The sequence below is a fragment of the Streptosporangium sp. G12 genome (assembly GCF_052983175.1).
In genome coordinates this window covers 51,780-77,291 of record NZ_JBRIQO010000039.1, presented here as the reverse complement: position 1 = coordinate 77,291, position 25,512 = coordinate 51,780, and the positions used below count along the sequence as shown (strand labels likewise).

The window sequence follows — 25,512 nt, the reverse complement described above, 5'->3', positions numbered from 1 at the left end:
CGGACAATCTTTTGAGGGCCTCCACCGTTGGTGGGGGCCCTCAGGCATGTCCGGACCCTTTTTCCGGCCTGTTCCCGCGGCCCTCTCCGGGACCTGCCGGCGACCCGTTCCGGGACCTGCCCGCCACCGCTTTCGGGGCCTGTTCGGGACTGTTTCCAGGCCGGCTCAGCGCCTTTTCCGGAGCCCTCCCCACGGCATTTCCGGGGCTTTCGTCAGGCTCCCGGCCGTCCCATGATCTCAATCATGGCCAGGGTGTTCTGGTATTCCCGCCAATTGACGATCTTCCCGTCCCGCACCCTGAGGACCCCGATGAAGGGGGAGGAGGCCTGGTGGCCAGTGGCGAGGACCCTGCCGGCGAGCTCGTATTCGACAACGATGACCTCGGGATCGGCGGTCTCGTGGACGACCACCTCACGGACCTCGTCCAAGGCGAACCGCCGGGCGAAGGCGGCCTGTTCAGGACCGGCGAAGAGTAGGAACGCGTCCTTTCCCTCATGCCTCCTGGGTCTGCCCGGTGGAGCGAAGGGGACTTCGATGACGGCGTCCTCGGCCAGCTCGCTCCCGAAGCCGCCGAGGTTCTCGAGCCAGTGGCGCCGTACGCGTTCGAACATCTCGCGAGGGCCGGGAGCGACGGTGGATTCGGTCATGGTGGATTCCCTTCGTGACGGACACTAAGATGAGTGGAAACTCATCTTTATGATCGTGAGTTGAGACTCACTTTGTCAACGCCGTAGCTCACATGCGGAGACGTCGTACTTCATCTCATGTGCGAGGCGCCGCCCTTCGCGGGCACCGACAGGCATGTGGGCACGGACAGGTGCGACAGGAAACACGACGGGAACAGGAAAGGCCGGCTGGATGACACCCACGAATTCTTCACCGGGCGGGACGGGTGACCCTGGGGACGCCAAGCCGTTGCGCGCGGACGCCCAGCGCAACCGGGAGCGCATCCTCGCCGCGGCGGAGGCCGTCTTCGCCGAGAAGGGCCCCTCCGCGTCGACCGAAGAGGTCGCCGTCCGTGCGGGGGTGGCCATCGGTACGGTCTTCAAGCACTTTCCGACCAAGCAGGCCCTGCTGCAGGCCATCATGAAGGGCCTCCTGGGCAGGCTGGACGGGGAGATGGCCGAGCTCGCCGCCGATGACGCTCCCGGGGAGGCGCTGTTCACCTTCGTCACCCGCATGGTCGAGCAGGCGGCGCGGAAGAGGACCGTCGTCGGTCTCCTGGCCGAGACAGGTGTCGATCTCCAGGTCGCGAGCTCGGTGCGGATGTTGCGTGAAGGGATCGAGACGCTCCTCGCTCGCTCCCAGGAGGCCGGTGCCGTCCGCGAGGACGTCCGTCTCGACGAGGTGATCGCCCTGCTCACCGGCATCTGCCAGGGGGCACTCCACGCGGGCTGGGATGGCGACCTGCAGCGTCGCACGCTGGCGATCGTCTTCGCCGGTCTCCGGACGCCTGAGGGCCGCCGATGACTCATGACGGCCCTCGACCGCGGGAGGCCGGCTGCGGGAGCTCGACTGGAGGAAGGCCCGCTCAAGGGATCCGCGTGACCCCCTACGAGGGAACCGCTGCGGAGACCGAAGGCCGTGGCCGTGGCCGGGGTCAGGTGCCGGAGGCGGCGCGGAGCAGGGGCTCGATCCGGTAGGGGATCTGGATGGAGAGGGCGATCGTGGTGTCCGTCCGCTGGACCGCGGGGGAGGCCAGGATTCGGGCGATGATCTCCTGGAGGTCGGGGGTGCTGCGGGCCACCACGCGGCAGAGCAGGTCCGCCTGGCCGCTGGTGCCGTACACCTCCAGGATCTCGGGAAGGGGTTCCAGGGCCCGCACGGCCTCGTCCAGGCGGCCTTGGGCGATCTGCAGCGAGACGAACGCGAGGATCGGGTATCCGGCGCCCTCGGGGGCCACGGTGGGACCGAAGTCGGCGACGACGCCGCGGGCGATCAGCTTCTCGACGCGGGCCTGCACGGTGCCCCGGGCCACGCCGAGCAGGCGGGCCAGCTCGGTCAGGCCGATACGCGGGTTGGCGCGCATGGTGATCAGGAGGCGGCCGTCCAGCTCGTCGATCGACATCTCCTCAGGATCCTGTCAGATTGGGCGATTCGACCAGCATAGACGAGGTGTCACCGTACGTTTCTGTGCGGATCGCCCAGTAGAACTGGCTGCTCTTGCCAACGTTTCCGGATATTGCTGTCATTTCATCTATGTTCGAGGAAGCACAGTACTTCGCACCGGTGGCGACCCGTGACGACGGCTCGATCGAGGTCGAGCTCGGCGCCGGTCACCCCGGTTTCGCCGACCCGGTCTACCGCGCACGCCGCAACGCGATCGCCGCGCTAGCGGTGGGGTACGTGCCCGGTACGCCGATCCCGACGGCCGAGTACACCGACCAGGAGCACGAGGTGTGGGCCCTGGTCAGCCGGGAGCTCGGCCTGAAACACCACAAGTACGCGACCGCCGAGTACCTGCGCGCGACCAAGCGGCTCGGGTTGCCCGCCGATCGCATCCCGCAGCTCCAGGAGGTCAGCGAGCTGCTGGCGCCGCTGACCGGGTTCCGCTACGTCCCGGCCGCCGGGCTGGTGCCGCTCAGGGACTTCTACGGTGTCCTGGCGGACGGGCTCTTCCATTCCACGCAGTACATCCGGCACCACTCCACGCCGCTGTACACGCCGGAGCCCGACGTGATCCACGAGGTGATCGGCCACGCCAACGCGCTGGCCTCCGACCGCTACTCGCGCCTGTACCGCCTGGCGGGGCAGGCGGCCCGGCGGGTCGAGGGCAAGGACGCGCTGGAGTTCATCTCGAAGATCTTCTGGTTCACGATGGAGTTCGGCGTGATGACGGACCAGGGCGAGTTGCGGGCGTACGGCGCGGGGATCCTGTCCTCGTACGGGGAGATCGAGGAGTTCCGGGGGATGGACATTCGCCCGCTGGACATCGCCGCCATGGGTACCACGCACTACGACATCACGAAATACCAGGACGTACTCTTCCGTGCGGAGTCGCTGGAGCACCTCGAGGACATCGTCGGGGACTTCTGGGCGACCTGCGATGACGAGAGTATCGCCCGGCTAATCGCGGACATTCGCTAAGAGCGGGCATCGGTTCGGCGGAATGTTCTATAGCGCACGCCCTGTTTCAGGCTAGATTCCGCTTGATCGTCTTATTGTTACGTGTTGCGGGATATATCCCGATCGTCACGTAATGGGGGAGACGGTTGGGGTGGATGATGAGAGCAAGGAAACGGGTGGCCGCGGCCGCCGTCCTGCTGGTCACCGCGCAGGCCACCGCCTGCAGCACGTGTCAGGGCCTGACGCCGGTGAGCATGCCGACACCGTCCCCCGCGCGGCAGGCGGCACCGGTCGTTCCGACGTCCGGAACGCCTCCTCCCGCGCCGTTCCTGGCCGCGGTCCCGGCGGTCCCGGCGCCCGTCTTCCCCGGCGCCGGGGCACCCCGGGAGCCCGGGCGGGTGCGGGCCGCCCACTCCCCGAAGATCCTCCCCAAGGAGCTCGGGCACAGCTTGGACGTGTTCCTCGCGAAGTACGGCGGCCGGACCGCCGCCTCGGTGTACGACCTGGGCACCGGCCGGCGCTACAGCTACCACCACACCCTGCAGCTCCCGTCGGCCAACACCTCCAAGGTGAGCATCCTGACGGCACTGCTGCTCGGTACGCGGTGGCGCGAGCTGGGTGAACGGGCCAAGACCGACGCGAAGAACATGATCCGCTTCAGCGACAACGAGGCGGCCGACCGGCTGTACCAGCGGATCGGGCTGGAGCCGGGCCTGGCCAGGGCGAACCGCAGGTTCGGCCTCAAGCGCACCTACACCCCCGGCAGGCGGTGCGTGGACCTGTACTGCTGGAGCGTCGCGCAGACCACCACCGAGGACCAGATCCGGCTCGTCAAGGCGCTGGCCACCGGTGAGAGCCCGCTGGCCCCCCTGGAGCGCCGCAAGGTGCTCGGGCTGATGGGGAGGGTGGCCCCCGAGCAGAAGTGGGGGATCAGCGCCGGGGCGTGCGGGAAGGACGAGGTGTCGCTGAAGAACGGCTGGCTGCGGCACGCGGCGAACGGGCGCTGGGCGGTCGCCAGCGCCGGGCTGATCCGCGGGCACGGGCACGACTACGCGGTGGCCGTCCTCACCGAGGACAGTCCGAGCATGGAGACCGGCATCGCCAGGATCGAGGGCGTGACCGAGCGCCTCATGAACGCCTTCAGGGGCGGGCGTGGCTGCGAGACGACCGCGAACTGAGCGGTCCGTGTGGAGCCGCAGGCTCGCGTACGTGTCACGCCGTCCTGTCGACCAGCCGGTAGCCCACTCCTCGTACGGTCTGGATCAGTCGGTCGTCGTTGTCGCCCAGGCGGGCACGGAGACGCTTGACGTGCACCGCGATGGTGTTGGTCGAGGTCGTCTCGGTGGAGTTCCAGACATGTCGCATGATCTGCTCCCGCGTCACCGTGCGGTGCGCGTTGCGCATCAGGTAGTGCAGCAGCTCGAACTCGCGCAGCGGCAGATGGACGATCCTGCCGTCGACCTTCACCTGGTAGGCGTTGACGTCCAGTTCCACCGGGCCGACCACGAGTGCCCTGCGGATTCCGGCCTCGCCGGTGAACGCGGCGTGGATCAGTGGCAGCAACTCGGGAACCCGGTACGGCCGGGCCACGCACGCGGTGGCTCCGGCCGTCAGCGCCTGGACGGCCTGCTGGGCATGCCCCTCGCCCACGCCCAGCAGGACGGGGATCGCCCGCGTCAATCGCACCGCGCGGACGAACTCCACCGCCCCTATGACCGGCAGCGAGGCGCTGACGAGAACGACGTCGGGGCGGCGCGCCCCGGCCTGCAACAGGGCCTGGGCGCCGTCGGTGACGCCCATGACCTGTACCCCTTCGCGTTCCAGGACGGCGGCCAGGTCGTGGACCATGGCCACCTCGGGATCGGCCACCAGCAGCATGGGCGCCGTTCGTGTGTCCCCGTCCACCTCTGGTGCCGTCTGCGGCTGGATCACCCGGATCCTCCAATATGGGTTTAGCCGAAGCGGCCGGTGATGTAGTCCTCGGTCCGCTTGTCAGTGGGGTTGGTGAAGATGCGGCTGGTCTCGTCGAACTCCACCAGGCGGCCGTGCCGCACGCCGGCCTCGTCAACCTCGGCGGTGAAGAAGGCCGTGCGGTCCGAGACGCGGGCGGCCTGCTGCATGTTGTGGGTGACGATGACGATCGTGTAGTCGCGCGTCAGCTCCTGCATCAGGTCTTCGATCTTGGTGGTCGCGATCGGGTCCAGGGCCGAGCAGGGCTCGTCCATCAGGATGACGTCGGGCTTCACCGCGATCGCCCGCGCGATGCACAGACGCTGCTGCTGTCCGCCGGACAGGGATAGCGCGTTCTGCTTGATCTTGTCCTTGACCTCGTCCCAGAGAGCCGCCTTGGTCAGCGCCTCCTCGACGATCTCGTCCATGTTGCCCTTGATCCCGTTGACCCGGGGACCGTAGGCGATGTTGTCGTAGATCGACTTGGGGAAGGGGTTCGGCTTCTGGAAGACCATGCCGATCCGGCGGCGGACCTCGATCGGGTCCACGTGGTCGCCGTAGAGGTTCTCGTCGTGGTACAGGATCTCGCCGGCCGCGCGGGCGCCGGGGATGAGGTCGTTCATCCGGTTGAAGCAGCGGAGCACCGTGCTCTTGCCGCAGCCGGACGGGCCGATCATGGCCGTGATCTCGCGGTTGCCGATGGTCAGGTTGACCCCGCGTACCGCCTCGTAGTCGCCGTAGAAGACGCTGAGGTTGGAGACGGTGAAGACCGGGTCGAGGGCTTCGATGGTGCGGGGGACTTCGGGGCCGCGCACGTTCACGTTCGGCACGGAAATTCCAATCTCGGACATTTCTTACCTCACCAGCGCTTCTGATAGCGGTTACGGAGCCAGATGGCGACGGAGTTCATCAGGAGCAGGATCGCCAGCAGGATCACGATCGCCGCCGCGGCGAGGATGGCGAACTCCTCCTGAGGACGGCTGATGAAGCTGTAGATCTGCAGGGGCAGGACGGTGAAACTGCTCCAGACGCCCTCGGGGTTGAACCGGACCAGCGTCGCGGCACCGAGCATCAGGAACGGGGCGGCCTCGCCGATCGCACGGGAGAGGGCCAGGATCGAGCCCGTCGCGATGCCCGGGATCGACGCCGGGAGCACCTGGCGGTAGATGGTCTGCCACTGGGTGGCGCCCAGCGCCAGCGAACCCTCGCGGATCGACGGCGGCACCGCGCGGATGGCCTCGCGGGCGGAGATGATCACGATGGGGAGGACGAGCAGCGAGATGGTGACCGCGCCGGTCATCACGGTGAAGCCGAACTGCATCCAGCGAGCGATGATCCCCAGGCCGAGGATGCCGTAGACGATCGAGGGAACGGCCGCCAGGTTGGAGATGTTCAGCTCGATCAGCTTGTTGTACCACTTGGTCCTGTCGGCGTACTCCTCAAGGTAGATCGCCGCGAGGATGCCGGTGGGCAGGGCCATGAGCGCGGTCAGCCCGATGATCCACAGGGTGCCGAAGATGCCCGACTGGATACCGGACGTCTCCGGGCGGCGGATCGAGGGCTGGTTCTCCCACAGCATCGAGTTGAGCCGGGGCCAGCCCTCCTCGACGACGTAGACCAGCAGCATGGCCAGGAACAAGAGGGCGATCGCGAGGCTGGCCAGCAGCGCGATGCGGAAGAGGTGTTCCTTGAGAGGGCGTCCCTTGCTCGCCAACTGCACGGCCGAGCGGGGGGTGGAGAGGATGGCCATCAGTCGTAGACCTCGCGATACTTCTGGACCATGCGGGCGCTGAGGTAGTTCATCGCGAAGGTGATCACGAAGAGCAGGGAACCCACCGCGAAGATGGTCTTGTAGGCGATCGAGCCGACAGAGGCGTCGCCGGAGCCGGCCTGGGCGATGAAGGCCGCCATCGTGGCCATCTCGTTGCCCGGGTAGAGCGTGAAGACGGACTTGAAACCGCCGGCGATCGCGACGATCATCGTCTCGCCCGCGGCCCGGGAGACCGCCAGGATGATGGCGGCGACGATGCCGGAGAACGCGGCGGGGACGACGACGCGTACCGAGGTGAGCATCTTGGAGGCGCCGAGGGCGTACGAGCCCTCGCGCAGGCCGTTGGGCACCGCGGCCATCGAGTCCTCCGACAGCGACGCGACGATCGGGATGATCATCACGCCGACCAGGAGGCCGGCGGCGAGCGCGTTCTTGCCGTCCAGGTCCAGGAAGGGGAAGACGTCCCTCAGCAGCGGGGTGACGAAGGTGAGGGCGAAGAAGCCGAAGACCACCGTCGGGACGCCCGCGAGGACCTCGAGCACCGGCTTGAAGATCTTGCGGGTCCGGTGGGAGGCGTACTCCGACAGGTAGATCGCGGCGGCCAGGCCGAGCGGTACGGCGACCACGACGGCGATCAGGGTGATCTCCAGGGTGGCGACGATGAGCGGCCACACGCCGAACGACGGCGGGTTGAACAGCGGCCCCCAGTTGGTGGAGCCGAAGAACTCCCCGAAGCTCACCGAACCGAAGAACTCGATGGTCGGTTCGAGGAGCGCGATGACGATGCCGATCGTGGTCGCCACCGACACCATCGCCGCGGCCAGGAGAACGGCCTTGATGACGAACTCGCCGTAACGCGGGCGCGACCGCGCCAGGGACCCCGGGGCCCCTGGAACGGTCGTGCGGTGCTGGGCCGACATCAGCCGGCGCTCTTCAGCGCGGTGATGTCAGCCTTGAGCTTGGCCTCCTGCTCGGAGTTGAGCGGGATGAACTTCGCGTCCTTGGCGATCGCGTTGATGTTGGCCGCGTAGTAGTCGAGGAAGGCCGCGACCTCGGGCCGCTTCACCGCGTCGGTGGAGGGGTAGACGAACAGCGGGCGGGCGAGCGGGGTGTACTTGCCGGCCTGGGCCGACTCGACGCTCGGGGCCACGCAGCCGCTGCCGGAGTCGATCTCCACGGCCTTCAGCTTCTCGGCGTTCTCCTCGAAGTAGGTGAAGCCGAAGTAGCCCAGGCCGCCCTTGGCGCCCTCGACACCGGTGACGATGTCGTTGTCGTTCTCGCTCGGGCTGTAGTCCTTGCGGCTGGCGCCCTCCTCACCGTTGATCTCGTCGGTGAAGTAGTCGAAGGTGCCGGAGTCGGTGCCGGGGCCGTAGAGCTTGAGCTCCTCGGCCGGGAACTTGGCGTCGACGTCCTTCCAGGTCTTGATCTTGCCCTCGGCCGCCGGCTCCCACATCTTCTTGAGCTGGTCGGTGGTGAGGCAGGTGACCCAGTCGTTCTCCTTGGGAACCACCACGGTCAGCGCGTCGACGGCCACCGTGAGCTCGGCGAACTTGACGCCCTTCGCGTCGCAGGCCGCCTTCTCCTCATCCTTGATCGCGCGGGAGGCGTTGGAGATGTCGGTCTCGCCGGCGCAGAACTTCTCGAAGCCACCGCCGGTGCCCGAGGTGCCGACCGGCACTTTCACCTGCGGCTGCTCCTCGCCGAAGAGCTCGGAGGCGGCCTGGGTGAGGGGCGCCACGGTGCTGGAACCGTCGATCTTGATCTCGCCGGTCAGGGCCGCGCCGGCACCCGCCTCGGCGGAGGACGCGCTGGTGGCGGCGGGGGTGCTGCCGTCACTGTTGGGCTTGGCGTCGCCACCACAAGCGGCCGCGAGCGATACGACGAGCGCGGCCGTCGCCACCGCGCTGAGGCGGCGCTGTCCACTGGTCACGGTATGTTCCTTCTCCGTAGTGAGATCTGTTCTCGATGCCTCCGATGAAAGTGGGGCAAAGTGAACGGAAATGAAACGAGCCATGACCGGGGCCGGAAGAGGTAGGCCCACGGATGTGAATACCGGAACTTAGACGGGATTTTACGCTCGGTTTCCGGTCCGGTAGGCCCGGTGGGCTGGGCCTCGGAGACTCCCTGGTCCGGGCGTGGCCCGGTGCGAGAGCCCTCCCGCCGGAACGTTCCCGTGTCCGGCCGCCGTCCTCGCGGACGTGCCGATGTGTTCACCTTCCCGACATCCGGCGGCAGGTAACGCGGCCGGATGTCCGGCGCGGCCCGGAACGGAGCCGCGCGTGGACGCTCCCGGGTGGGGGCAGGCCGGCGAGCGGGCGGGTGACAGGATCGCCGAGCGGGGTGGGCGAGGCCGTCAAGGGGCAGGTGAGAGGCCGCTGGGCGGGGACAGGGGCGGGTGACAGGCCTCTGGGCAGGGGGCGGAGCGGGTGACGGGTCGCTGGGCGGATCGCTAGGCAGGGAGGGTCAGCGGTCCGCTGCCGAGGCGTTTGAGGACCTCGCCGTGCAGGGGGCCGTTGCTGCACAGCAGGCTGCCGCCGTCGACGTCGGGCACGCCCGACAGGTCGGTCCAGATACCGCCCGCCTCCTCGACGATCACGGTCAGCGCCGCGATGTCCCAGGGGGAGAGCTCAGGTTCCGCCGACACGTCGGCCGCGCCCTCGGCGACCAGCATGTGCGACCAGAAGTCGCCGTAGGCGCGGCTACGCCAGACGGAGCGGTTCAGGTCGAGGAACGCGTCGAGCTTTCCGGCCTCCTCCCAGCCGCTGATGCTGGAGTAGGAGAACGAGGCGTCCTCGAGGTTGGTGACGGAGGAGACCTGGCACCGCGTGGCCTTGGTGAGGCTCTTGCCGGTCCAGGCGCCGCTGTCGCGGGCGGCCCACCAGCGGCGGCCGAGGGCGGGAGCGGAGACCAGGCCCACGACGACGCGGCCCTGATCCATCAGGGCGATGAGGGTGGCCCAGACGGGCACTCCGCGCACGTAGTTCTTGGTGCCGTCGATCGGGTCGATGATCCACGAGCGGTCGCCGTGGCCGCTCGCGCCGAACTCCTCGCCGATCACGGCGTCGCGCGGCCTGGCCCGGCCGAGTGCGGCGCGGATCGCCTCCTCGGCGGCCTGGTCGGCGTCGCTCACCGGTGTGAGGTCGGGTTTGGTCTCCACCCGCAGGTCCATGGACTTGAACCGGCGCATGGTCAGATCGTCGGCGGCGTCGGCCATGACATGCGCGAGGCGAAGATCGTCGTTGTAACCCGTCACGGGCGCCAACGCTATCGCGTCGACGGCCGAATGGCGGAGATCAGGGAGCAAGCGGAACAATCGTGTCGCGTCCCACCAGGCTCGGATACCGCGTGAAACATCCGTTGGCATCGGTGTTACTGGCGAGTAGCATTCCGGTATGACCTTTGACGTGGGTGAGTTCATGCTGCAGAGCGTCCCGTTCGCCAGGACGCTGGGTATCTCGTTCGACAAGGTGGAACCGGGCTTCGCCGTCGCCCGGATGGCCGACCGGGCCGATCTGCACAACCACGTGGGAGGCCCGCACGCAGGGGCCCTGTTCAGCGTCGCGGAGACGGCCTCCGGCGCGGCCATGATCTCCACCTTCGGCGACCAGCTGTCACGGGCCACCCCGCTGGCCAAGAGCGCGGCGATCCGCTATCTGAAGCTCGCGAAGGGCGAGGTCGTCGCGGAGGCCCGCCTCCGGGCCTCCCGCGAGGAGGTCGTGGCCACGCTGGACGCGGGAGAGCGCCCCGAGTTCGACGTCGCCGTCGAGATCAGGACCGCCGACGGCACCCTCGTGTCCGAGATGACCGTCGCCTGGGCCTTCCGGTTGAACCGCTGACGCCGTGTCGAACCGCCGATGCCCCACTGACGGCGACGGCAGCCCGGTGACGGCGACCTGGTGACGGCGCGTCGCGGCGAGCCTCGCCGGCCGTTCGTCCGCTTCGCCGAGCCTCGGTCCCGTCTCCGGCCTGCCCTCACGACTGGTCGTCGTCGGAGGCGCCCTCGCGGCTGGCGAGCAGGCGGCGCAGGGAGGCGAGCCGGGCCGGGTCGGCGTGCCCGGCCGCCACCCAGGCGTCCAGGGCGCACTCCTCGGAAAGGTGGTTGCAGCCCTTCGGACACTGGATGGTGCCCTCGATCAGGTCGGGGAAGCCCGCCAGGACCGTCTCCACCGAGACGTGGGCCAGCCCGAAGCTGCGCACTCCCGGGGTGTCGATGATCCAGCCGCCCTCCGGCAGTTCCAGGGCGACGGCCGACGTGGAGGTGTGACGACCCCGGCCGGTCACCGCGTTCACGTGGGAGACGGCCCGGTTGGCATCCGGCACCAGGGCGTTGACCAGCGTCGACTTGCCCACTCCCGAATGGCCGACGAGCACGCTGATCCGGCCCTTCAGGCGCTCTCGCACCTCTTCCAGGCCGCCCCCCTTCTGGACCACCACGTACGGCACCCCGAGAGGGTCGTACAGCGAGACCAGCTCGTCGGGTGAGGCGAGGTCGGACTTGGTGAGGCAGAGCATCGGGTCGATGTCGGCGTCGAAGGCCGCGACGAGCATCCGGTCGATCATGCGGGGCCGGGGCGGCGGGTCGGCCAGGGCCGTCACGATGACGAGCTGGTCGGCGTTGGCGACCACGGGACGCTCGATGCCGTCGGTGTTGTCGGTGTCGTCCGCGGAGCGGCGGAGCATGGAGGTGCGGGGCTCCACCCGCACGACGCGGGCCAGCGTGTCGGCCATGCCGGAGACGTCGCCCACCAGGGCCACCCGGTCGCCGACCACGATGCCCTTGCGGCCCAGCTCGCGCGCCTTCATGGCGACCACGACCCTGCCGCTCATCGCGGCGCCCTCCGCGTGGTCCTTCTTGCGGCGACGGCCCTTCTCACCCGCCGACTCGACCAGGCACGTGTAGCGGCCGCGGTCGACGGCCACCACGAACGCCGGGATCGCGTCCTCGTGGGCAGGGCGGATCCGGGTCCGGGGCCGGGATCCCTTCCCCGGCCTGACCCTGACGTCGTCCTCGTCGTACTCGCGCTTTCTCAGTTTCTCCGCCTTGTCCGGCCCGGTGTGCCCCCGAGAAGGGACGCGAGGCCTGTCGACCGTGCCGACCGGTCGCCCCTCACCGCACGCCGCGCAGCATGTCCGCCCACATGGAGGCGAACTCGGGGAGGGTCTTACCCGTGGTGGCGATGTCCTCCACCTCGACGCCGGGCACGGCCAGCCCGATCACCGCTCCGGCGGTGGCCATCCGGTGGTCGGCGTAGGAGTGGAACACCCCGCCGGTGAGCGGGCGGGGCCTGATCTCCAGGCCGTCCTCGGTCTCGTTCGCGTCGCCGCCGAGGCCGTTGATCTCGGCGACCAGGGCGGCCAGCCGGTCGGTCTCGTGCCCGCGGATGTGGGCGACGCCGCCGATCCTGCTGGGGGAGCTCGCGAGAGCGGCCAGCGCGGCGATCGTCGGGGTCAGCTCGGCCACGTCGCGCAGGTCCGCCTCGATGCCGCTGATCCGCCCGGTGCCGGTGACCGCCAGGCCCTCGGGCGTGTGCTCCACCGAGGCGCCCATGCCGGCCAGCAGCGTGCGGAGCTGGTCACCCGGCTGGGTCGTCCGCGCGGGCCAGTCGGGGATGGTGACCGTGCCGCCGGTCACCATGGCGGCGGACAGGAAGGGCGCCGCGTTGGACAGGTCGGGCTCCACCGTGAAGTCCCTCGCCCCGATGGGGCCGGGCTCGACCCGCCAGACGTCGGGCTCGGAGTCGTCCACCACGACGCCGAACTCGCGAAGCATCTGGACGGTCATCCGGATGTGCGGCTGCGAGGGGATCGGCGGGCCCTCGTGGCGTACCGTCACGCCCTTCTCGAAGCGCGCCGCCGCCAGCAGCAGGCCGGAGAGGAACTGCGACGAGCCGGACGCGTCGAGCCTGACCTCGCCGCCGGCCAGCGGTCCCCGCACCGTGAACGGCAGCGCGTCGCCCGTCACCTCGGCGCCGAGGGCGCGCAGCGCGCGCAGGATCGGGCCCATCGGGCGCTTGCGGGCGTGCGGATCGCCGTCGAAGAAGACCTCGCCCCTGGCCAGCGCCGCCATCGGCGGCACGAAGCGCATGACCGTGCCCGCCAGCCCCACGTCGATGCGGGCCCCGCCGGTGACGGGGCCGGGCGTGATCGCCCAGTCGACGCTGGAGGCGCTCTCGTTGGAGGGGACCATCGTCGCGCCCAGCGCCCGCAGCGCGTCCGCCATCAGGTCGGCGTCGCGGCTGCGCAGCGCCAGGCGTACCGTGCCGGGTCCCTCGGCCAGCGCGGCGAGCAGCAGCGCGCGGTTGGTCACGGACTTCGACCCGGGCAGGGGGACGGTCGCGCGGACGGGTTCGGTCGCGGTCGGCGCGGGCCACAGCGGAGCGGACATGGTCGAAAGCCTACCGTTGCCCGCCCCGCGCCGCCCTTCCGTGCCCGGGTGCGGAAGGGCGGCGCGATCGGTGAGGTGAGGAGCCGGGTAGGCCGGGTAAGGCGTCGTCACCGCGACACCCGGCGGCACCGCCGGGAGGGCGCGGCAAGATCGGAAAACGGGGTTGGGGACTCCCCGGTGCGTCGTGGCGTGGGAAAGTGGAGAGATGTGCGGAAGATACGCGTCTGCGCGGGCCAAGCAGGAGTTGCTGGAGGAGTTCCAGGTCGAGCTCGACGGAGCGGCCGACGAGGAACTCAGGCCCGACTACAACGTCGCGCCCACGAAACCGGTGTACGCGGTGATGAGCCGGGTGCCGAAGGCCGAACCGGAAGGCCGGCCGGTCAGGCAGCTTCGCGTGGTCCGCTGGGGGCTGGTCCCTGCCTGGGCGAAGGACCCGTCCATCGGCTCGAAGATGATCAACGCGCGGGTGGAGACGGTGGCGGAGAAGCCCGCCTACCGCAAGGCGTTCGCCGAGCGCAGGTGCCTGATCCCGGCCGACGGCTACTACGAGTGGGTCGTGCTGGACGAGAAGGACGCCAAGGGGAAGCCGAAGAAGCAGCCCTACTTCGTCCGCCCCGCCGACGGTGGCGTGATGGCGATGGCGGGACTGTACGAGTTCTGGCGGGACCGGGGCCGGGACGACGACGACCCGCTCTCCTGGCTGGTGACCTGCACGATCATCACGACCGACGCCGTGGACGAGGCGGGCAGGGTCCACGACCGGATGCCGATGCTGATCGAGCGCGACCGCTGGGGCGAGTGGCTCGACCCCGGGGTGCCCGACGCGCAGGGGTTCCTGATCCCGGCGGGCTCCACGGGACTGGAGATCCATCCGGTCTCCACCGCCGTCAACTCGGTGCGCAACAACAGCCCGGAGCTCGTCGAGCCGATGAAGGAGGCGTAGGGCGACGGCCGGGCGCTTCTTCGGGAGCGCCGGGTGATTCGAGGCCGCGGGCGAGGGCGGCGGCCACGCCCTTTCCGAAAGCGCCGGGTGATCCGGTGTAAAACTTTCGCCAAGTGGGCATCCGGTGAGGAAAGCGATTCCTCGTGGCGGAGTGGCGTATCAGTGCGATGACGAGGTCACGAGATCGCCGTCACAGAGCCCCCTTTTTTTGCGCCTGACGGGAGAGCCGGGGATCCCCACACAGGCCGCCCCGGCTTCCCGGAGGTGCGGATTCGTGGATGTCGCGACCGCGCGCGAGCGCCTGAAGAGCATGCTCGCCGAACTCGACCGGTCCATCGGAGTGCTTCGCGGGGACTCCCCCGCCGTACGGGAACGGGATCGGTCCCCGGCCGACGCCGGCTCCGACCTGACCGACTCCGATCGCAACCGGGCCCTGCTGGAGGTGGCCACCCGGCACCGGCGCTCGGTGCTGGAGGCGCTCAGACGGATGGACGAGGGAGGTTACGGCCTCTGCGCGGACTGCGGGGCGCCGGTCCCCGAGAGCAGGCTGGAGGCGCGGCCGGAGGCGGCCCGCTGCGTGCCGTGCCAGTCCCGGCGCGAGCGCAGGCGCTGAGCCCGCCCGGTGGCCGCGCCCCAGGGGTGCGGCCACCGGGCCTCAGGGGCGCCGGGCGCTGGCCACCAGGTGGATGCCCACCGTGTCGTCGTCGTCCGGGTGGGCGTCCAGCTCCGTGTTGACCAGCCAGGCGAGCGCCCGGGAGTCGGAGGCGAGCACGTGGTCGACCGTGGAGGGGGACAGCACCGTGCGGGGTCGTATCCACTCGACCTCAAGTCCGGCGTCGGTGAGCAGCTCGCGCAGCTGGGCGCTGCTGAAGCACCGGGTGATGCTGCCGTCGGGCCAGGGCACGAGCATGACCTCGCCGGTCTGGCGCAGATGGGCCCAGTAGTTCTGCTCGGCGAGTATCGCCATCCCCAGCACCAGGGAGTCGACGCAGACCAGCGCCCGGCCGCCGGGACGCAGGACCCTGGCGACGTCGCCGATCGCGGATTCGGCCATCAGCTCCACCGACATCGCCCGCTCCTCGGCGAGCACGGCGTCCACGCTGCAGTCGGGCAGGAAACGCAGGTCGTCGGCGCGTACCTGGCTGACCTTGGAGATGTCGTGCAGCGGCTGACCGTTCGTGGGCCTGCGGAAGTCGACCACCTCGATCACCCGGTGTCCCGCCTTCGCCGCCTGGACGGCCCAGCGGCCGTCGCCGCAGGACATGTCGAGGACGGTGGACGGGGTTTCCGGCAGCCATCGGCTCAGTTGCTCGGCCACGACCGCGTGGTAAAAGGTCCAGTACGGCCCGAGCGCACCTGAGCCGTTCAGCTCTTCGGCCGGGATGGGCAGCACAAGCAGCTCCTGGCGTCGGGAGGATCCGGTGGTCTTTCAACTACCTACCGGTACGTACCTTCTTTTTCCCCGTACCGGGTCGTTCGTCACCTTCTATCTTGCGGGAACAGATGGCAGTGCGGGTGTGTTGCAAGCGGACAACGCACGATCCTTTCGGAGGTTGGCAAGCAGATGCTCGCCTTGATCGAACCCGTCACCCGCCCCGGTGATCGGCCTATCCCTGACGAGCGGGTATTCTCCGCTCAGTACGGTGTCCCGCGTCAGCAGGACTCCGGCGATCTTAAGGGGGTGGGTCAGGTCCCTGCGACAGACGAGGAGACTCTGGAGCAGCGGAGCACACGGTTCGAGCGGGATGTCATGCCCTATCTCGACCAGCTCTACTCCGCCGCGCTTCGGATGACCCGGAACCCCGCGGACGCCGAGGACCTTCTTCAGGAGACCTTCGCGAAGGCCTTCGCGTCCTTTCACCAGTTCCAGCAAGGCACGAACCTCAAGGCCTGGCTTTACCGGATCCTGACGAACACTTTCATCAACAGTTACCGCAAGAAGCAGCGGGAGCCCAAGCAGTCGGGCACCGAGGAGATCGAGGACTGGCAGCTGGCCAGGGCCGAGTCGCACACCTCGGCCGGGCTGAAGTCGGCGGAGATCGAGGCGCTCGAACACCTCCCCGACACCGACGTGAAGCGGGCGCTGGCCGCGCTCCCCGAGGAGTTCCGCATCGCGGTCTACCTCGCCGACGTCGAGGGCTTCCCGTACAAGGAGATCGCCGACATCATGGGGACCCCCATCGGGACCGTGATGTCGCGGCTGCACCGTGGCCGCCGCCAGCTGCGGACCCAACTTGAGGACTACGCCCGCGAGCGTGGCCTGGTTCCCGCGGAGGGTGCGAAGTGAACGAGCGAGACAGGAAAGACGAGCCCGCCGGCACGGGCTCCCTGCCCCGGGGCCGGGTGATCGCATGAGCTGCGGCGACCACCACGACACCGACTGTCGCGAGGTCCTGGACAAGGTCTACACCTACCTGGACGGCGAGCTCGACGAGGGCAACTGCGCCGACATCCGCGAGCACCTGGACGAGTGCCACCCCTGCCTGGAGGAGTACGGCCTGGAGCAGGTCGTCAAGCAACTCGTCGCCAAGCACTGCGGCTGTGACCAGGCCTCGGCCGACCTGCGGGCCAAGGTGCTCAGCCGTATCGACCAGGTGCGCTCCGAACTGGCTCGCTGACCTCCTAGGATCTCTCGTACGGCCTTGGCCATACGACGATGGGGGTTCACCATGCGCATACTCGTGACCGGCGGGGCGGGATTCATCGGATCCACCCTCGTCGACCGGCTGCTGGCCGACGGGCACGAGGTCGCGGTCGTGGACGACCTGTCGGGCGGCGACCGGGGCAACCTGGCCCGCGCCGCGGAGAGTCCCCTGTTCGCCCTGCACGTGATGGACATCCGTGACCCGGCCCTGATCGGCCTGGCCGCCGAGTGGAGGCCCGAGGTCGTCTGCCATCTCGCCGCGCAGATCAGCGTGCGCAAGAGCGTGGCCGACCCGGTCCACGACGCCCGGCTCAACGTCGAGGGCACCGCGTCGGTCCTGACGGCGGCCCACCACGGAGGCACCCGCAAGGTCGTCTTCGCCTCCTCGGTCGCGGTGTACGGCAGGCCCGCGGTCATCCCGGTCCCCGGCGGCGCGGCGACCGACCCGCGCTCCCCGTACGCCGCCTCCAAGCTGAGCGCGGAGACCTACCTGGCCACGTTCAAGGCGCTGCACGGCATCGACTACACCACGCTGGTGCTCTCCAACGTCTACGGCCCGCGCCAGTCGCCCGACGGCGAGGCGGGGGTGGTCGCCATCTTCACCGACGCGCTGCTCAACGGCACCCCCACGGTGGTGTACGGCGACGGCTCCCAGACTCGCGACTACATCTTCGTCGACGACGTGGTGGACGGTTTCGCCCGCGCCTGCGGCACCGAGGGCGGCGGCGGCCGTTTCAACCTGGGCACCGGCGTCCAGACCACCGACCGGAGGCTGCACTCCCTGGTCGCGGAGGCGGCCGGTGTCGCCGACGCGCCGGGCGAGGCTCCCACCCGCCTGGGCGATCTCCCCGCGATGGCCGTCGACCCGGCCCCCGCGTTCGAGGGGATCGGCTGGCGTCCCCAGACGGATCTGGCCGTCGGGCTGAAGAGCACCGTCGACTGGGCGAGGACCAGGCTCGCGAGCCTGTGACGGCGCAGGCCACCGAGGCGCCCCTGGGCGGGCCCGGGCATCGATGGCGGCCGGTGATTGCTTGATTACGCTTTGCTTGCGATTGGTCGTCTCGCTCTCCTGAGCAGGTTCGCTTCGATAGCCTGGGTGCGAAATCGACGTGGAGGCAGCGCATGTTAAAGGAAACGGTCACCCCGGTCTTTCCTGGGATTTCCTGGACCTGAGCACGCGCCCTTTAGGAACACTAGGGTGGCCGCTTTGCGTGGACTGCCGTGGTTTGCCAAGGTCTATCTGATCCTTGTCATCGGAGCCGCGTTCGCGCTGCTCGGATACAACGTGGCCGAGGACGGCCGGCTGGATCCGCTCGACTGGTCCAACCTCATGGTGCTGGCCCTGCTGTTCCTGGTGTGCGAGTCGGTGCCCACCCTGCTGCACGTCCGGCAGGCCGCGGTGTCGGTCAGCTTCTCCGCCGTGCTCGCCGCGGTGGTGCTGCTCGGCCCCGAGGGGGCGGCGCTGGTCGGCATGACGGCCATGTTCAGCGTGCGGCCCGGCCTGCCGCTGGTGAAGCGGCTGTTCAACAGCGCCCAGTTCGCGATCTGCGGCTATGTCGCGGGCCGGGTCTACGTGTGGCTCGGCGGCAGGTCCGGGGTGCCGACCATCGACGGGTTCGACGCCATCATCGTGCCGTTCGCGGGCGCGGCGGCCGTCTTCGTGCCCCTCAACTTCGTCCTGATCGCGATCGTGCTGAAGCTCACCGGCCAGGCCGACCAGGTGCCGTTGCGGGGCGTGGCGCAGTTCATGGTCTCCTACTTCGGCTACGCCACCTTCGGGCTGCTGATCGCCGGGCTGTGGGCCACGGTCAGCTCGATCTCCGCGGTGCTCGTGCTGCTTCCGCTCTTCGTGGCCCGCTGGGCCTTCGGCCAGTACCTCGCGCAGCAGCGCTCCTACGACGCGACGATCGCCGCGCTCTGCCAGGCCGTGGAGACCAAGGACTACTACACGCGCGGCCACTGCACCCGCGTCTCCCTGGCCGCCGGAATGATCGCCGAGGAGATCGGCATGGGGTCCGAGCGGCTGCGCGCGATCCGCTACGCCGGGATGCTGCACGACGTCGGCAAGCTGGGCGTGCCGACCAAGGTGCTGCAAAAGGACGGCCCGCTCAGCGAGGAGGAGTTCGCGGCCATCCAGCTCCATCCGATGCGCGGGCTGGAGATCGTGCGCGGCATCGACTTCCTGGACGAGGCGTTCGCCGGGATCATGCACCACCACGAGCGGCAGGACGGCAAGGGTTACCCGATGGGCCTGGCGGGGGACGAGATCCCGGAGTTCGCCAGGATCATCGCGGTGGCCGACGCCTTCGACTCGATGACCTCCGACCGCTCCTACCGCAACGCCCGCTCGCGCGAGGTGGCGATGGCCGAGCTGCGCAAGGGCGCCGGCACCCAGTTCGACCCGGTGATGGTGGTCGCCTTCGTCAAGGCCGTCGACCGTGACGGCTGGGAGCCGCCGCGCACGGTCGTCACGCCCCCGGTCGACGTGTCGGAGACCACGGCGAAGGACCACGACGACCCGACCGTGCCCATCCAGGTGGTGTCCGAGCGATGAACGGCTCCGGCGCCAACCGGGTTTTCCAGACGCTCGACTCGGGCCAGCTCCTGCTGATCTGCGCGGCGGGGCTCCTGGCGGTGGCCGGGGTGGCCCACACGGCCGCGACCGGCCTGCTCGACCCCCAGATCGCCGTCGCCTTCGGCGCGCTGATCGCGATCGGGGAGCTGGCCAGGCTCACCATGCCCGGCAACAGGGAGGTGGCGCCGATCGGCGCGGCGGCCGCGCTCGGTTACACGCTCCTGCTGGACATGGGCGGCGTTCCCGCGGAGCATTCGGCGCTGCAGGTCGTCGCGGTGCTGGCGGCCGGCATGGTCGCGGGGGCGCTGCCGCACCTCGCGGTGGGCCGCCCGCCCCAGCTGGACGGGATGGCACGCAGGCTCTTCACCGGCGCCCTGCTCGCGCTGGCCTACCGGCCCCTGGCCGGGCCGTTGTTCGACCTGGCCAGGGGCGGGGAGAGCGGCTGGTGGCCCGCGCTCGGCGTGATGGCCCTGTTCATCCTGCTCATGGTGGTGGTCGACGTGCTGCTGGCCGCCGTGCTGCGGGCCGAGCAGGTGCGTGCCGCTCTCAGGGTGGCCGTCCACGACGAGCTGTGGATGGCCGCGCCGCTGGGGGCCGCCGTCGCCGCCTCGGGCATCCTGCTCGCGCTCGCCTCGCACAGCATGGGCATGACCGCGCTGCTGGTCTTCGCCGCGCCGCTGCTGGTCACCCAGGTCGCCTTCCGCAAGTACGCCGGGATCAGGGCGACCTACCTGCAGACCGTACGGGCGCTGGCGCGGGTCACCGAGGTCGGCGGGTACGTCGAGCCGGGGCACTCCCGCCGGGTGAGCCGCCTGTCGGTGGCGGTCGGGCGGGAGCTCGGCACGGCGGAGCCCGAGCTGCTGGAGCTGGAGTACGCCGCGCTCATGCACGACATCGGCCAGCTGTCGTTGCGCGATCCCATTCCCGGCGGCGCCACGGTCCTCACCGACCCCGAGCAGGCGCGGCGCATCGCCGAGCTGGGCGCGGAGGTGATCAAGCAGACCGGGGTGCTGGACCGGGTGGCCGAGATCGTCCGCCGCCAGTGCGACACCTGCGCGGAGCAGCCTCCGATGGCCAGCCGCATCATCAAGGCGGCCAACGCCTACGACGATCTCGTCGGTGGTTCCAGCGACCGCGACCGGGCGGGTGCCGCCCTGGAACGGCTCCGGCTCGGCGTGGGCCGGGAGTACGACCCGACGGTCGTGGAGGCGATGGCCCGGGTGATCGACAGGCTGGCCCCGATTCACCGTCTCTAGGCCTCACGCGGGCTACGCGGAGGATCCCGGGCGGTTCCTCCGTTCTACGCCGGGTCGCCGGAACGGCCGGAACTCGTCGGCGAAAACCGCGACACGGAACTGGCGGTCCGTATACGGACGTGATCGGCTCTGTCTGGCACAGTTGAAGAACGTTGAACGATGGGAGTTTCCGGTGGCTGAGATCCGCGCCGAGATGGTGGCGAACGTCTGGAAGATCCTCGTGGCCGAGGGGGACCCCGTCGAGGAAGGCGACCCCGTGGTCATCCTCGAGTCGATGAAGATGGAGATCCCGGTTCTCGCCGAGGAGGGCGGCGTGATCGCCAGGCTTCAGGTCGCCGATGGCGACGTCATCCAGGAGGGCGACCTGATCGCCGTCATCGAGTAGTCCCGTCGTCGCTGACGAGCCGGGCGAGGAAGCGCTCGCGGTCGACGACGACGCGCTCGATCGTTCCCGAGGCGACGAGGGCCTTCCGGTCGCGGGCGGTGAAGCCGAAGACCAGGCGGCGCCCGTCGACCTCGGTGAGCTCGACGGCGATCTCGACGTGCGTGCCGATCGGGCTGGCCTCCAGGTGCTCCAGGGAGACCCGGGTGCCCACGGAGGTCTGGCCCGGGGCCAGGGCGCCCGCGATCGCCTGGACGGTGGCCCGCTCGGCGAAGGCGAGCAGGCGGGGAGTCGCCAGCACCGGCACGTCACCGCTGCCGACCTTCGTCGCGGTGTCCTCCCTTTCCACCATGATGAGAAGCCGTGCCTGCAGACCGGGAGCGAGCGTCATGCGCGTCAGCATAGGGTCTGGTCCCGTGACCCCGTACTGCGACCACTGCGGGCGCCCGGAGGGCGAGGCCGACCACGCCGCGTGCCTGGCGGCCCGTGCGATGGAGCCGCCCCGTTACTGTTCCCGCTGCCGCCGCCGGATGGTGGTGCAGGTGACCCCCGGCGGCTGGTCCGCGCGCTGCGCCGAGCACGGCACGACGAGCGGTTGACACCGGCCGGTTTCACCCCGGCTTAGGTGTTTTTTGCGTACCCTTGTAGGGTTTTAGGGAGTTCACCCCGGATATCTCGGGGTGACGCCGTGGCACCCGGGTTGGCTGTTTCCTGCGTGACTCCCGAGTGGCCCTGGACACAAGGGCCTGCAAGGTGCACAAGTACGCCCAAAAGCGCCGGGTTTTGTGCGATGCTACGGCACGCGTCTCGTTTGTGAGCCATCTGGCATGCAGGGTTTCGTTACAGCGCTGTGACGGTGCCGCGATACGGGTGCGCTTTGTTGAGAGCTCTGAGGTAGGAGTGGAGAGGGTTACGGGGGAGTCATGGTGGCCCAAGGCACGACGCTGGCGGGGCGGTATCGCCTAAGCACCCGCATCGGCGCCGGCGGTATGGGCGAGGTGTGGAAGGGCGAGGACATCGTCCTGGCCCGCACTGTCGCCGTAAAGGTGCTGCTTCCGGGCCGTACCGACGATCCGGGCTTCCTGGTTCGCTTCCAGGGTGAGGCCCGGGCGATGGCGACGATCAACCACCCCGGGGTCGTCGACGTGTACGACTACGGGGTTCACGAGGTGCCTGGCGCGGGGGCGACGGCATACCTGGTGATGAAGTTCGTCGACGGCGAGCCGCTCGACCGCCTGCTCGGGCGGCTGCGAAGGATCGCTCCAGGGGCCGCGATGGACCTCATCGCCCAGGCGGCCTCGGCACTGCAGGCGGTCCACGACCAGGGCATCGTCCACCGGGACATCAAGCCGGGCAACCTGCTGGTGCGTTCGGACGGCACGCTCGTGCTCACCGACTTCGGCATCGCGAGGTCCGACACCGCGAGCCGACTCACGGACGCGGGCATGGTGCTCGGCACCGCCGCCTACTGCGCGCCCGAGCAGGCCGAGGGTGCGCCCGTCACACCCGCCGTGGACATCTACGCGCTGGGCGTGGTGGCGTACGAGTGCCTGGCCGGGCAGCGCCCGTTCGACGGCGACACGCCCGTCACCATCGCGCTCAAGCACATCCGCGAGGCGCCGCCGCCGCTGCCGCCGGACATTCCGCCCGCGGTTCGCGCGCTTGTGGAGCGCTCCCTCGCCAAGGATCCGGCCCGGCGCTTTCCCAGCGCCGCGGCCATGAGCGCCGCCGCCAGGCAGGCGGCCTTCGGCACGGAGGGCGGCGACACGCTGTCGTCCGCGCAGCAGGCCGCGCCGCCGGAGACCGGCTGGCAGGCGCAGGCTCCCCAGGCGGGTCCGCAAGGGCAGACCGGCTGGCAGTCACAGGCTCCGCAGGCAGGCTCGCAGGGGCAGACCGGCTGGCAGGGCCAGGGATCGGCCACGCCCCAAACGGGCTGGCAGGGCGCTCAGAGCCCCGCCGGCGGCTGGCAGGACGCCCAGGCGCCGACCGGAAACTGGCAGGGATCGCAGGCGTCGACCGGCGGCTGGCAGGGAGGCTCGCAGCACTTCACCGCGCCGACGGCGGGAGCCGGGGCGGCCGTCGAGGCGGGCGGGCAGGGCCGTGGCCGCCGTGCCGCGCGGAAGCCGCGGAGCAAGAGCGGGCTGGTCGCGGCGTCGGCGGTCGCGGCCGTGATGTGCGCCGGCCTCGTCGCGGTGGCGATCAACGGCATGGCTGCCTCCCGGGAGGCGTCGACCATCGATTCCATGAAGCACCCGGTGGCCACGCCCGACGTCGGTGAGACGAAGAAGACGGGGACGAGGAAGCCCCCCCGCAAGACGACGTCGCCAACTCCGAGAGTGACGCGCGGGCAGGGGAACACCCGGCCCACCCCGGAGCCCACTCCGGATGAGAAGTCACCGACCCCCACCCCGACGACGGCGACGAAGACGCCGAAACCGACTCCCACCCCCACGCCGACCCCGACTCCGAAGCCGAAGAGGAGTGTCCCGGACACCGTCGGCATGAAGCCGGAGACGGCGAGCGCGACGCTCAAGCAGGCGGGTTTCAAGGTGACGCTCTCCTACAGCGCCGACGTCAAGCCGGAGAACTGCACCCAGATCGTCGAGTCCCGCCCGGGCGGGGGCACGATGTGGGACCCGTCCAAGCCGGTGGAGATCATCGCCGCCATCGCCGACTGCCCGCCGACGCCCTCCGCGACGCCGACCGGCAAGCCCTAGTCTCGCCAGGTGACGACCGGCAGGCCACGGTCCCGCGTGGTGTGACGACCGGCTCGCGCCGCGGACCTTCCGGTCCTCGTGCGCGAGCCCGGTGGCGCTCTCCTAGATGCCCGTGGTGTGCCGGGGGTAGGCCACCGAGGGGTCGGTGGCGATGTTGACCATGTAGGGGATGCCGGAGTCGAACGCGCGGCGCAGGGCCGGGCCGATCTCCGACGGGTCGGTGACGAGCTCGCCGCCGCCGCCGAGGGCGGTCACCACCTGGTCGTAGCGGCACTGCGGCTGCAGCTCGGCGGCCACGTCGTAGCCGTAGAGCATCTGCATGGGGTGCTTCTCCAGGCCCCACATGCCGTTGTTGCCGCAGATCATCACGACGGGCAGGCGGTGTCGTACGAGCGTGTCCACGTCCATCAGCGAGAAGCCGGCCGCGCCGTCGCCGAGCAGCAGCACCACCTGTGAGGAGGGACGGGCGATCCTGGCGGCGATGGCGTAGCCCAGGCCGGTGCCCAGGCAGCCGTACGGGCCCGGGTCGAGCCAGTTGCCCGGCTGCCGCGGCTCGACGTACTTGCCCGCGTACGAGACGAAGTCGCCGCCGTCGCCGATCACCACGGCGTCGTCGGCGAGGATCTTGCTCAGCTCCCCGTAGATCCGCATCGGGTGGATCGGGTCGGACGCGGACTCCAGCAGGGCGGTGTCGGCGGCGATGGCGGCCGAGGCGGCCTCGGACAGCTGCGTCACCCAGGGCGCGTAGGTCTTGGGGGAGACGCCCGCGTTGGCACAGGCCGCGCCGAGGCTCCAGAAGAGCAGCGAGAGGTCGCCGGCGGCGACGGCCGCGGGATCCATGTGCGTGGTCAGCTGCGACGGCGCGTCGGCCAGGTGCACGACCTTGGCGAGCGGGGCGCCGTCCTTGCCGCCGAACCAGCCGTAGCCGAGGCGGAAGTCGATCGGGGCGCCCGCCACGATCACCAGGTCGGCCTGCGAGAACGCCATCCCCCTGGCTCGGGTGACCAGCAGCTCGTGACCGGCGGGCAGGATGCCGCGGCCCTGGCCGTTGGGGATGACCGGCAGGCGGTACTCCTCGACGAAGCTCCTGGCGACCTCCTCGGCACGGTCCATCCACACGTCCGAGCCGAGCACCAGCACCGGGTGCTGGGCCTCGGCGATCAGCTGAGCGATCGTGGCCAGCGCCTCGGGGTCGGGCTCCAGCGGCGACGGGGTCAGCGTCTCGGGGGCCTCCTCGAGCGCGGGCGCGGCCGAGAAGAGGTGGTCCATGTGGAAGTCGAGGAAGACGGGACCGCGGTGCGGGGCGAGGGCCGTGCGGAAGGCCATCTCCACGTCCTGCGCGACGGAGTCGGCGCCGGAGCCGGTGAAGGCCAGCTTGGTGATGGGCGCGAACAGCGGCGGGTGGTCGATCTCCTGCAGCGCGCCCGACCCCCAGCGCGACTGCGGGGCGCGGCCTCCCATGACCACCACGGGGGACCCGTTGAAGTGCGCGGTGGCCACCCCGCTGACGCCGTTGGTGATGCCGGGGCCCGCGGTGAGCACGGCCAGCCCGGGTTTGCGTGTCAGCCGCGCGGTCGCCTCGGCGGCGAAGACGGCACTCTGCTCGTGGCGGACGTCCAGGATGGGCATGCCCTCGTGGACCGCACCGTCGTAGAGCGGGAAGACGTGCCCGCCGGACAGGGTGAACATGGTCTCGATGCCGTATGCCTTGGAGACGGCGACCGCTATGTCACCTGCGTGCTTGGGAGACTCCATATCGCGCAACCTACCAGTCAGTCACTTAGCCGGACAGGGATTGTTCTCCCTGCCCAGATCCCTTCGCC

The 25,512-nt window shown here is 69.9% G+C and carries 27 protein-coding genes; 14 read left to right on the top strand and 13 right to left on the bottom strand.

The window, feature by feature from the left end:
* Positions 1 to 212 precede the first annotated feature (212 nt).
* Positions 213 to 647 carry a nuclear transport factor 2 family protein gene (locus tag ACVCAG_RS41185; protein ID WP_440088608.1) on the bottom strand — a complete coding sequence of 145 codons (435 nt, stop codon included), beginning with the start codon at positions 645 to 647 and terminating at the stop codon, positions 213 to 215.
* Positions 648 to 858: 211 nt separating this feature from the next.
* Here ACVCAG_RS41185 and ACVCAG_RS41180 point away from each other — a divergent pair, with 211 nt between their 5' ends.
* Positions 859 to 1,470 (top strand): SbtR family transcriptional regulator, encoded by a 612-nt coding sequence (locus ACVCAG_RS41180; RefSeq protein ID WP_440088607.1) that lies wholly within the window; start codon positions 859 to 861, stop codon positions 1,468 to 1,470.
* 130 nt (positions 1,471 to 1,600) lie between these two features.
* Here the strand turns inward: ACVCAG_RS41180 and ACVCAG_RS41175 are convergent, their stop codons facing one another.
* Positions 1,601 to 2,068 (bottom strand): Lrp/AsnC ligand binding domain-containing protein, encoded by a 468-nt coding sequence (locus tag ACVCAG_RS41175; protein ID WP_440088606.1) that lies wholly within the window; start codon positions 2,066 to 2,068, stop codon positions 1,601 to 1,603.
* Positions 2,069 to 2,199: 131 nt separating this feature from the next.
* On the opposite strand from ACVCAG_RS41175, the gene ACVCAG_RS41170 reads away from it, so the two are divergent.
* The gene (locus ACVCAG_RS41170) at positions 2,200 to 3,087 is read left to right on the top strand and encodes a phenylalanine 4-monooxygenase (RefSeq protein ID WP_440088604.1); all 888 of its coding nucleotides are present in this window, start codon (positions 2,200 to 2,202) and stop codon (positions 3,085 to 3,087) included.
* A gap of 155 nt (positions 3,088 to 3,242) precedes the next feature.
* Positions 3,243 to 4,244 carry a serine hydrolase gene (locus ACVCAG_RS41165; protein WP_440088603.1) on the top strand — a complete coding sequence of 334 codons (1,002 nt, stop codon included), beginning with the start codon at positions 3,243 to 3,245 and terminating at the stop codon, positions 4,242 to 4,244.
* A 34-nt stretch (positions 4,245 to 4,278) separates the two neighbouring features.
* On the opposite strand, the gene ACVCAG_RS41160 is transcribed toward ACVCAG_RS41165, so the two are convergent.
* The 6 genes from ACVCAG_RS41160 to hisN all read right to left on the bottom strand — a co-directional run bounded on the left by ACVCAG_RS41160 (position 4,279) and on the right by hisN (position 10,040).
* Positions 4,279 to 4,998, bottom strand: a complete 720-nt coding sequence (locus tag ACVCAG_RS41160) for a winged helix-turn-helix domain-containing protein (protein ID WP_440088602.1) — start codon at positions 4,996 to 4,998, stop codon at positions 4,279 to 4,281.
* A gap of 20 nt (positions 4,999 to 5,018) precedes the next feature.
* Positions 5,019 to 5,846 carry a phosphate ABC transporter ATP-binding protein PstB gene (gene pstB / locus ACVCAG_RS41155; RefSeq protein WP_440073039.1) on the bottom strand — a complete coding sequence of 276 codons (828 nt, stop codon included), beginning with the start codon at positions 5,844 to 5,846 and terminating at the stop codon, positions 5,019 to 5,021.
* A gap of 29 nt (positions 5,847 to 5,875) precedes the next feature.
* Positions 5,876 to 6,766 carry a phosphate ABC transporter permease PstA gene (gene pstA, locus ACVCAG_RS41150; RefSeq protein WP_440088601.1) on the bottom strand — a complete coding sequence of 297 codons (891 nt, stop codon included), beginning with the start codon at positions 6,764 to 6,766 and terminating at the stop codon, positions 5,876 to 5,878.
* Positions 6,766 to 7,707, bottom strand: a complete 942-nt coding sequence (gene pstC, locus ACVCAG_RS41145; RefSeq protein WP_440088599.1) for a phosphate ABC transporter permease subunit PstC — start codon at positions 7,705 to 7,707, stop codon at positions 6,766 to 6,768. Before pstC ends, pstA begins: the two co-directional genes overlap by 1 nt.
* Positions 7,707 to 8,717, bottom strand: coding sequence for a PstS family phosphate ABC transporter substrate-binding protein (locus ACVCAG_RS41140; protein ID WP_440088598.1), 1,011 nt, complete (start codon positions 8,715 to 8,717; stop codon positions 7,707 to 7,709). Before ACVCAG_RS41140 ends, pstC begins: the two co-directional genes overlap by 1 nt.
* 519 nt (positions 8,718 to 9,236) lie before the next feature.
* Positions 9,237 to 10,040 carry a histidinol-phosphatase gene (hisN, locus tag ACVCAG_RS41135; protein ID WP_440088597.1) on the bottom strand — a complete coding sequence of 268 codons (804 nt, stop codon included), beginning with the start codon at positions 10,038 to 10,040 and terminating at the stop codon, positions 9,237 to 9,239.
* A gap of 139 nt (positions 10,041 to 10,179) precedes the next feature.
* Here hisN and ACVCAG_RS41130 point away from each other — a divergent pair, with 139 nt between their 5' ends.
* Positions 10,180 to 10,623 carry a DUF4442 domain-containing protein gene (locus tag ACVCAG_RS41130; RefSeq protein ID WP_440073031.1) on the top strand — a complete coding sequence of 148 codons (444 nt, stop codon included), beginning with the start codon at positions 10,180 to 10,182 and terminating at the stop codon, positions 10,621 to 10,623.
* A 136-nt stretch (positions 10,624 to 10,759) separates the two neighbouring features.
* Here ACVCAG_RS41130 and rsgA read toward each other — a convergent pair whose 3' ends face one another.
* Together rsgA and aroA are read right to left on the bottom strand one after the other, a co-directional pair.
* A complete protein-coding gene (gene rsgA, locus ACVCAG_RS41125; RefSeq protein ID WP_440088611.1) occupies positions 10,760 to 11,818 on the bottom strand; it encodes a ribosome small subunit-dependent GTPase A in 1,059 nt (352 codons plus the stop codon).
* A gap of 76 nt (positions 11,819 to 11,894) precedes the next feature.
* Positions 11,895 to 13,172: a 3-phosphoshikimate 1-carboxyvinyltransferase gene (gene aroA, locus ACVCAG_RS41120; RefSeq protein WP_440088595.1), complete on the bottom strand. Its 1,278-nt coding sequence runs from the start codon at positions 13,170 to 13,172 to the stop codon at positions 11,895 to 11,897.
* Positions 13,173 to 13,377: 205 nt separating this feature from the next.
* Between aroA and ACVCAG_RS41115 the strand changes: the two genes are divergently transcribed.
* Positions 13,378 to 14,115: an SOS response-associated peptidase family protein gene (locus tag ACVCAG_RS41115; RefSeq protein ID WP_440088594.1), complete on the top strand. Its 738-nt coding sequence runs from the start codon at positions 13,378 to 13,380 to the stop codon at positions 14,113 to 14,115.
* A gap of 274 nt (positions 14,116 to 14,389) precedes the next feature.
* Positions 14,390 to 14,728 (top strand): TraR/DksA family transcriptional regulator, encoded by a 339-nt coding sequence (locus tag ACVCAG_RS41110; RefSeq protein ID WP_362697709.1) that lies wholly within the window; start codon positions 14,390 to 14,392, stop codon positions 14,726 to 14,728.
* A gap of 42 nt (positions 14,729 to 14,770) precedes the next feature.
* On the opposite strand, the gene ACVCAG_RS41105 is transcribed toward ACVCAG_RS41110, so the two are convergent.
* Positions 14,771 to 15,508, bottom strand: a complete 738-nt coding sequence (locus ACVCAG_RS41105; protein WP_440088593.1) for a methyltransferase domain-containing protein — start codon at positions 15,506 to 15,508, stop codon at positions 14,771 to 14,773.
* A 288-nt stretch (positions 15,509 to 15,796) separates the two neighbouring features.
* On the opposite strand from ACVCAG_RS41105, the gene ACVCAG_RS41100 reads away from it, so the two are divergent.
* The 6 genes from ACVCAG_RS41100 (at position 15,797) to ACVCAG_RS41075 (ending at position 20,975) form a co-directional block, all read left to right on the top strand.
* Entirely contained in the window at positions 15,797 to 16,402 is a 606-nt protein-coding gene (locus ACVCAG_RS41100; RefSeq protein ID WP_440088592.1) for a sigma-70 family RNA polymerase sigma factor, read from the top strand.
* Positions 16,403 to 16,466: 64 nt separating this feature from the next.
* Positions 16,467 to 16,733 (top strand): mycothiol system anti-sigma-R factor, encoded by a 267-nt coding sequence (gene rsrA / locus ACVCAG_RS41095; protein ID WP_440088590.1) that lies wholly within the window; start codon positions 16,467 to 16,469, stop codon positions 16,731 to 16,733.
* A gap of 51 nt (positions 16,734 to 16,784) precedes the next feature.
* Positions 16,785 to 17,729, top strand: coding sequence for an NAD-dependent epimerase/dehydratase family protein (locus ACVCAG_RS41090; RefSeq protein ID WP_440088589.1), 945 nt, complete (start codon positions 16,785 to 16,787; stop codon positions 17,727 to 17,729).
* 228 nt (positions 17,730 to 17,957) lie between these two features.
* The gene (locus ACVCAG_RS41085) at positions 17,958 to 19,313 is read left to right on the top strand and encodes an HD domain-containing phosphohydrolase (protein WP_440088588.1); all 1,356 of its coding nucleotides are present in this window, start codon (positions 17,958 to 17,960) and stop codon (positions 19,311 to 19,313) included.
* Positions 19,310 to 20,590, top strand: a complete 1,281-nt coding sequence (locus ACVCAG_RS41080; protein WP_440088586.1) for an HD domain-containing phosphohydrolase — start codon at positions 19,310 to 19,312, stop codon at positions 20,588 to 20,590. The genes ACVCAG_RS41085 and ACVCAG_RS41080 overlap by 4 nt, the downstream gene beginning before the upstream one ends.
* A gap of 172 nt (positions 20,591 to 20,762) precedes the next feature.
* Entirely contained in the window at positions 20,763 to 20,975 is a 213-nt protein-coding gene (locus tag ACVCAG_RS41075; protein WP_440088585.1) for a biotin/lipoyl-binding carrier protein, read from the top strand.
* Here the strand turns inward: ACVCAG_RS41075 and ACVCAG_RS41070 are convergent.
* Entirely contained in the window at positions 20,965 to 21,363 is a 399-nt protein-coding gene (locus ACVCAG_RS41070; protein ID WP_440088584.1) for a thioesterase family protein, read from the bottom strand. The genes ACVCAG_RS41075 and ACVCAG_RS41070 overlap by 11 nt on opposite strands.
* On the opposite strand from ACVCAG_RS41070, the gene bsaP reads away from it, so the two are divergent.
* Both bsaP and ACVCAG_RS41060 read left to right on the top strand, forming a co-directional pair.
* A complete protein-coding gene (gene bsaP / locus ACVCAG_RS41065) occupies positions 21,362 to 21,571 on the top strand; it encodes a biotin synthase auxiliary protein BsaP (RefSeq protein ID WP_440073019.1) in 210 nt (69 codons plus the stop codon). The two genes, ACVCAG_RS41070 and bsaP, sit on opposite strands and share 2 nt — an antisense overlap.
* A gap of 324 nt (positions 21,572 to 21,895) precedes the next feature.
* Positions 21,896 to 23,689, top strand: coding sequence for a serine/threonine protein kinase (locus tag ACVCAG_RS41060; protein WP_440088582.1), 1,794 nt, complete (start codon positions 21,896 to 21,898; stop codon positions 23,687 to 23,689).
* A gap of 102 nt (positions 23,690 to 23,791) precedes the next feature.
* Here ACVCAG_RS41060 and ACVCAG_RS41055 read toward each other — a convergent pair whose 3' ends face one another.
* Positions 23,792 to 25,444 carry an acetolactate synthase gene (locus ACVCAG_RS41055; RefSeq protein ID WP_440088580.1) on the bottom strand — a complete coding sequence of 551 codons (1,653 nt, stop codon included), beginning with the start codon at positions 25,442 to 25,444 and terminating at the stop codon, positions 23,792 to 23,794.
* Positions 25,445 to 25,512: the final 68 nt, after the last annotated feature.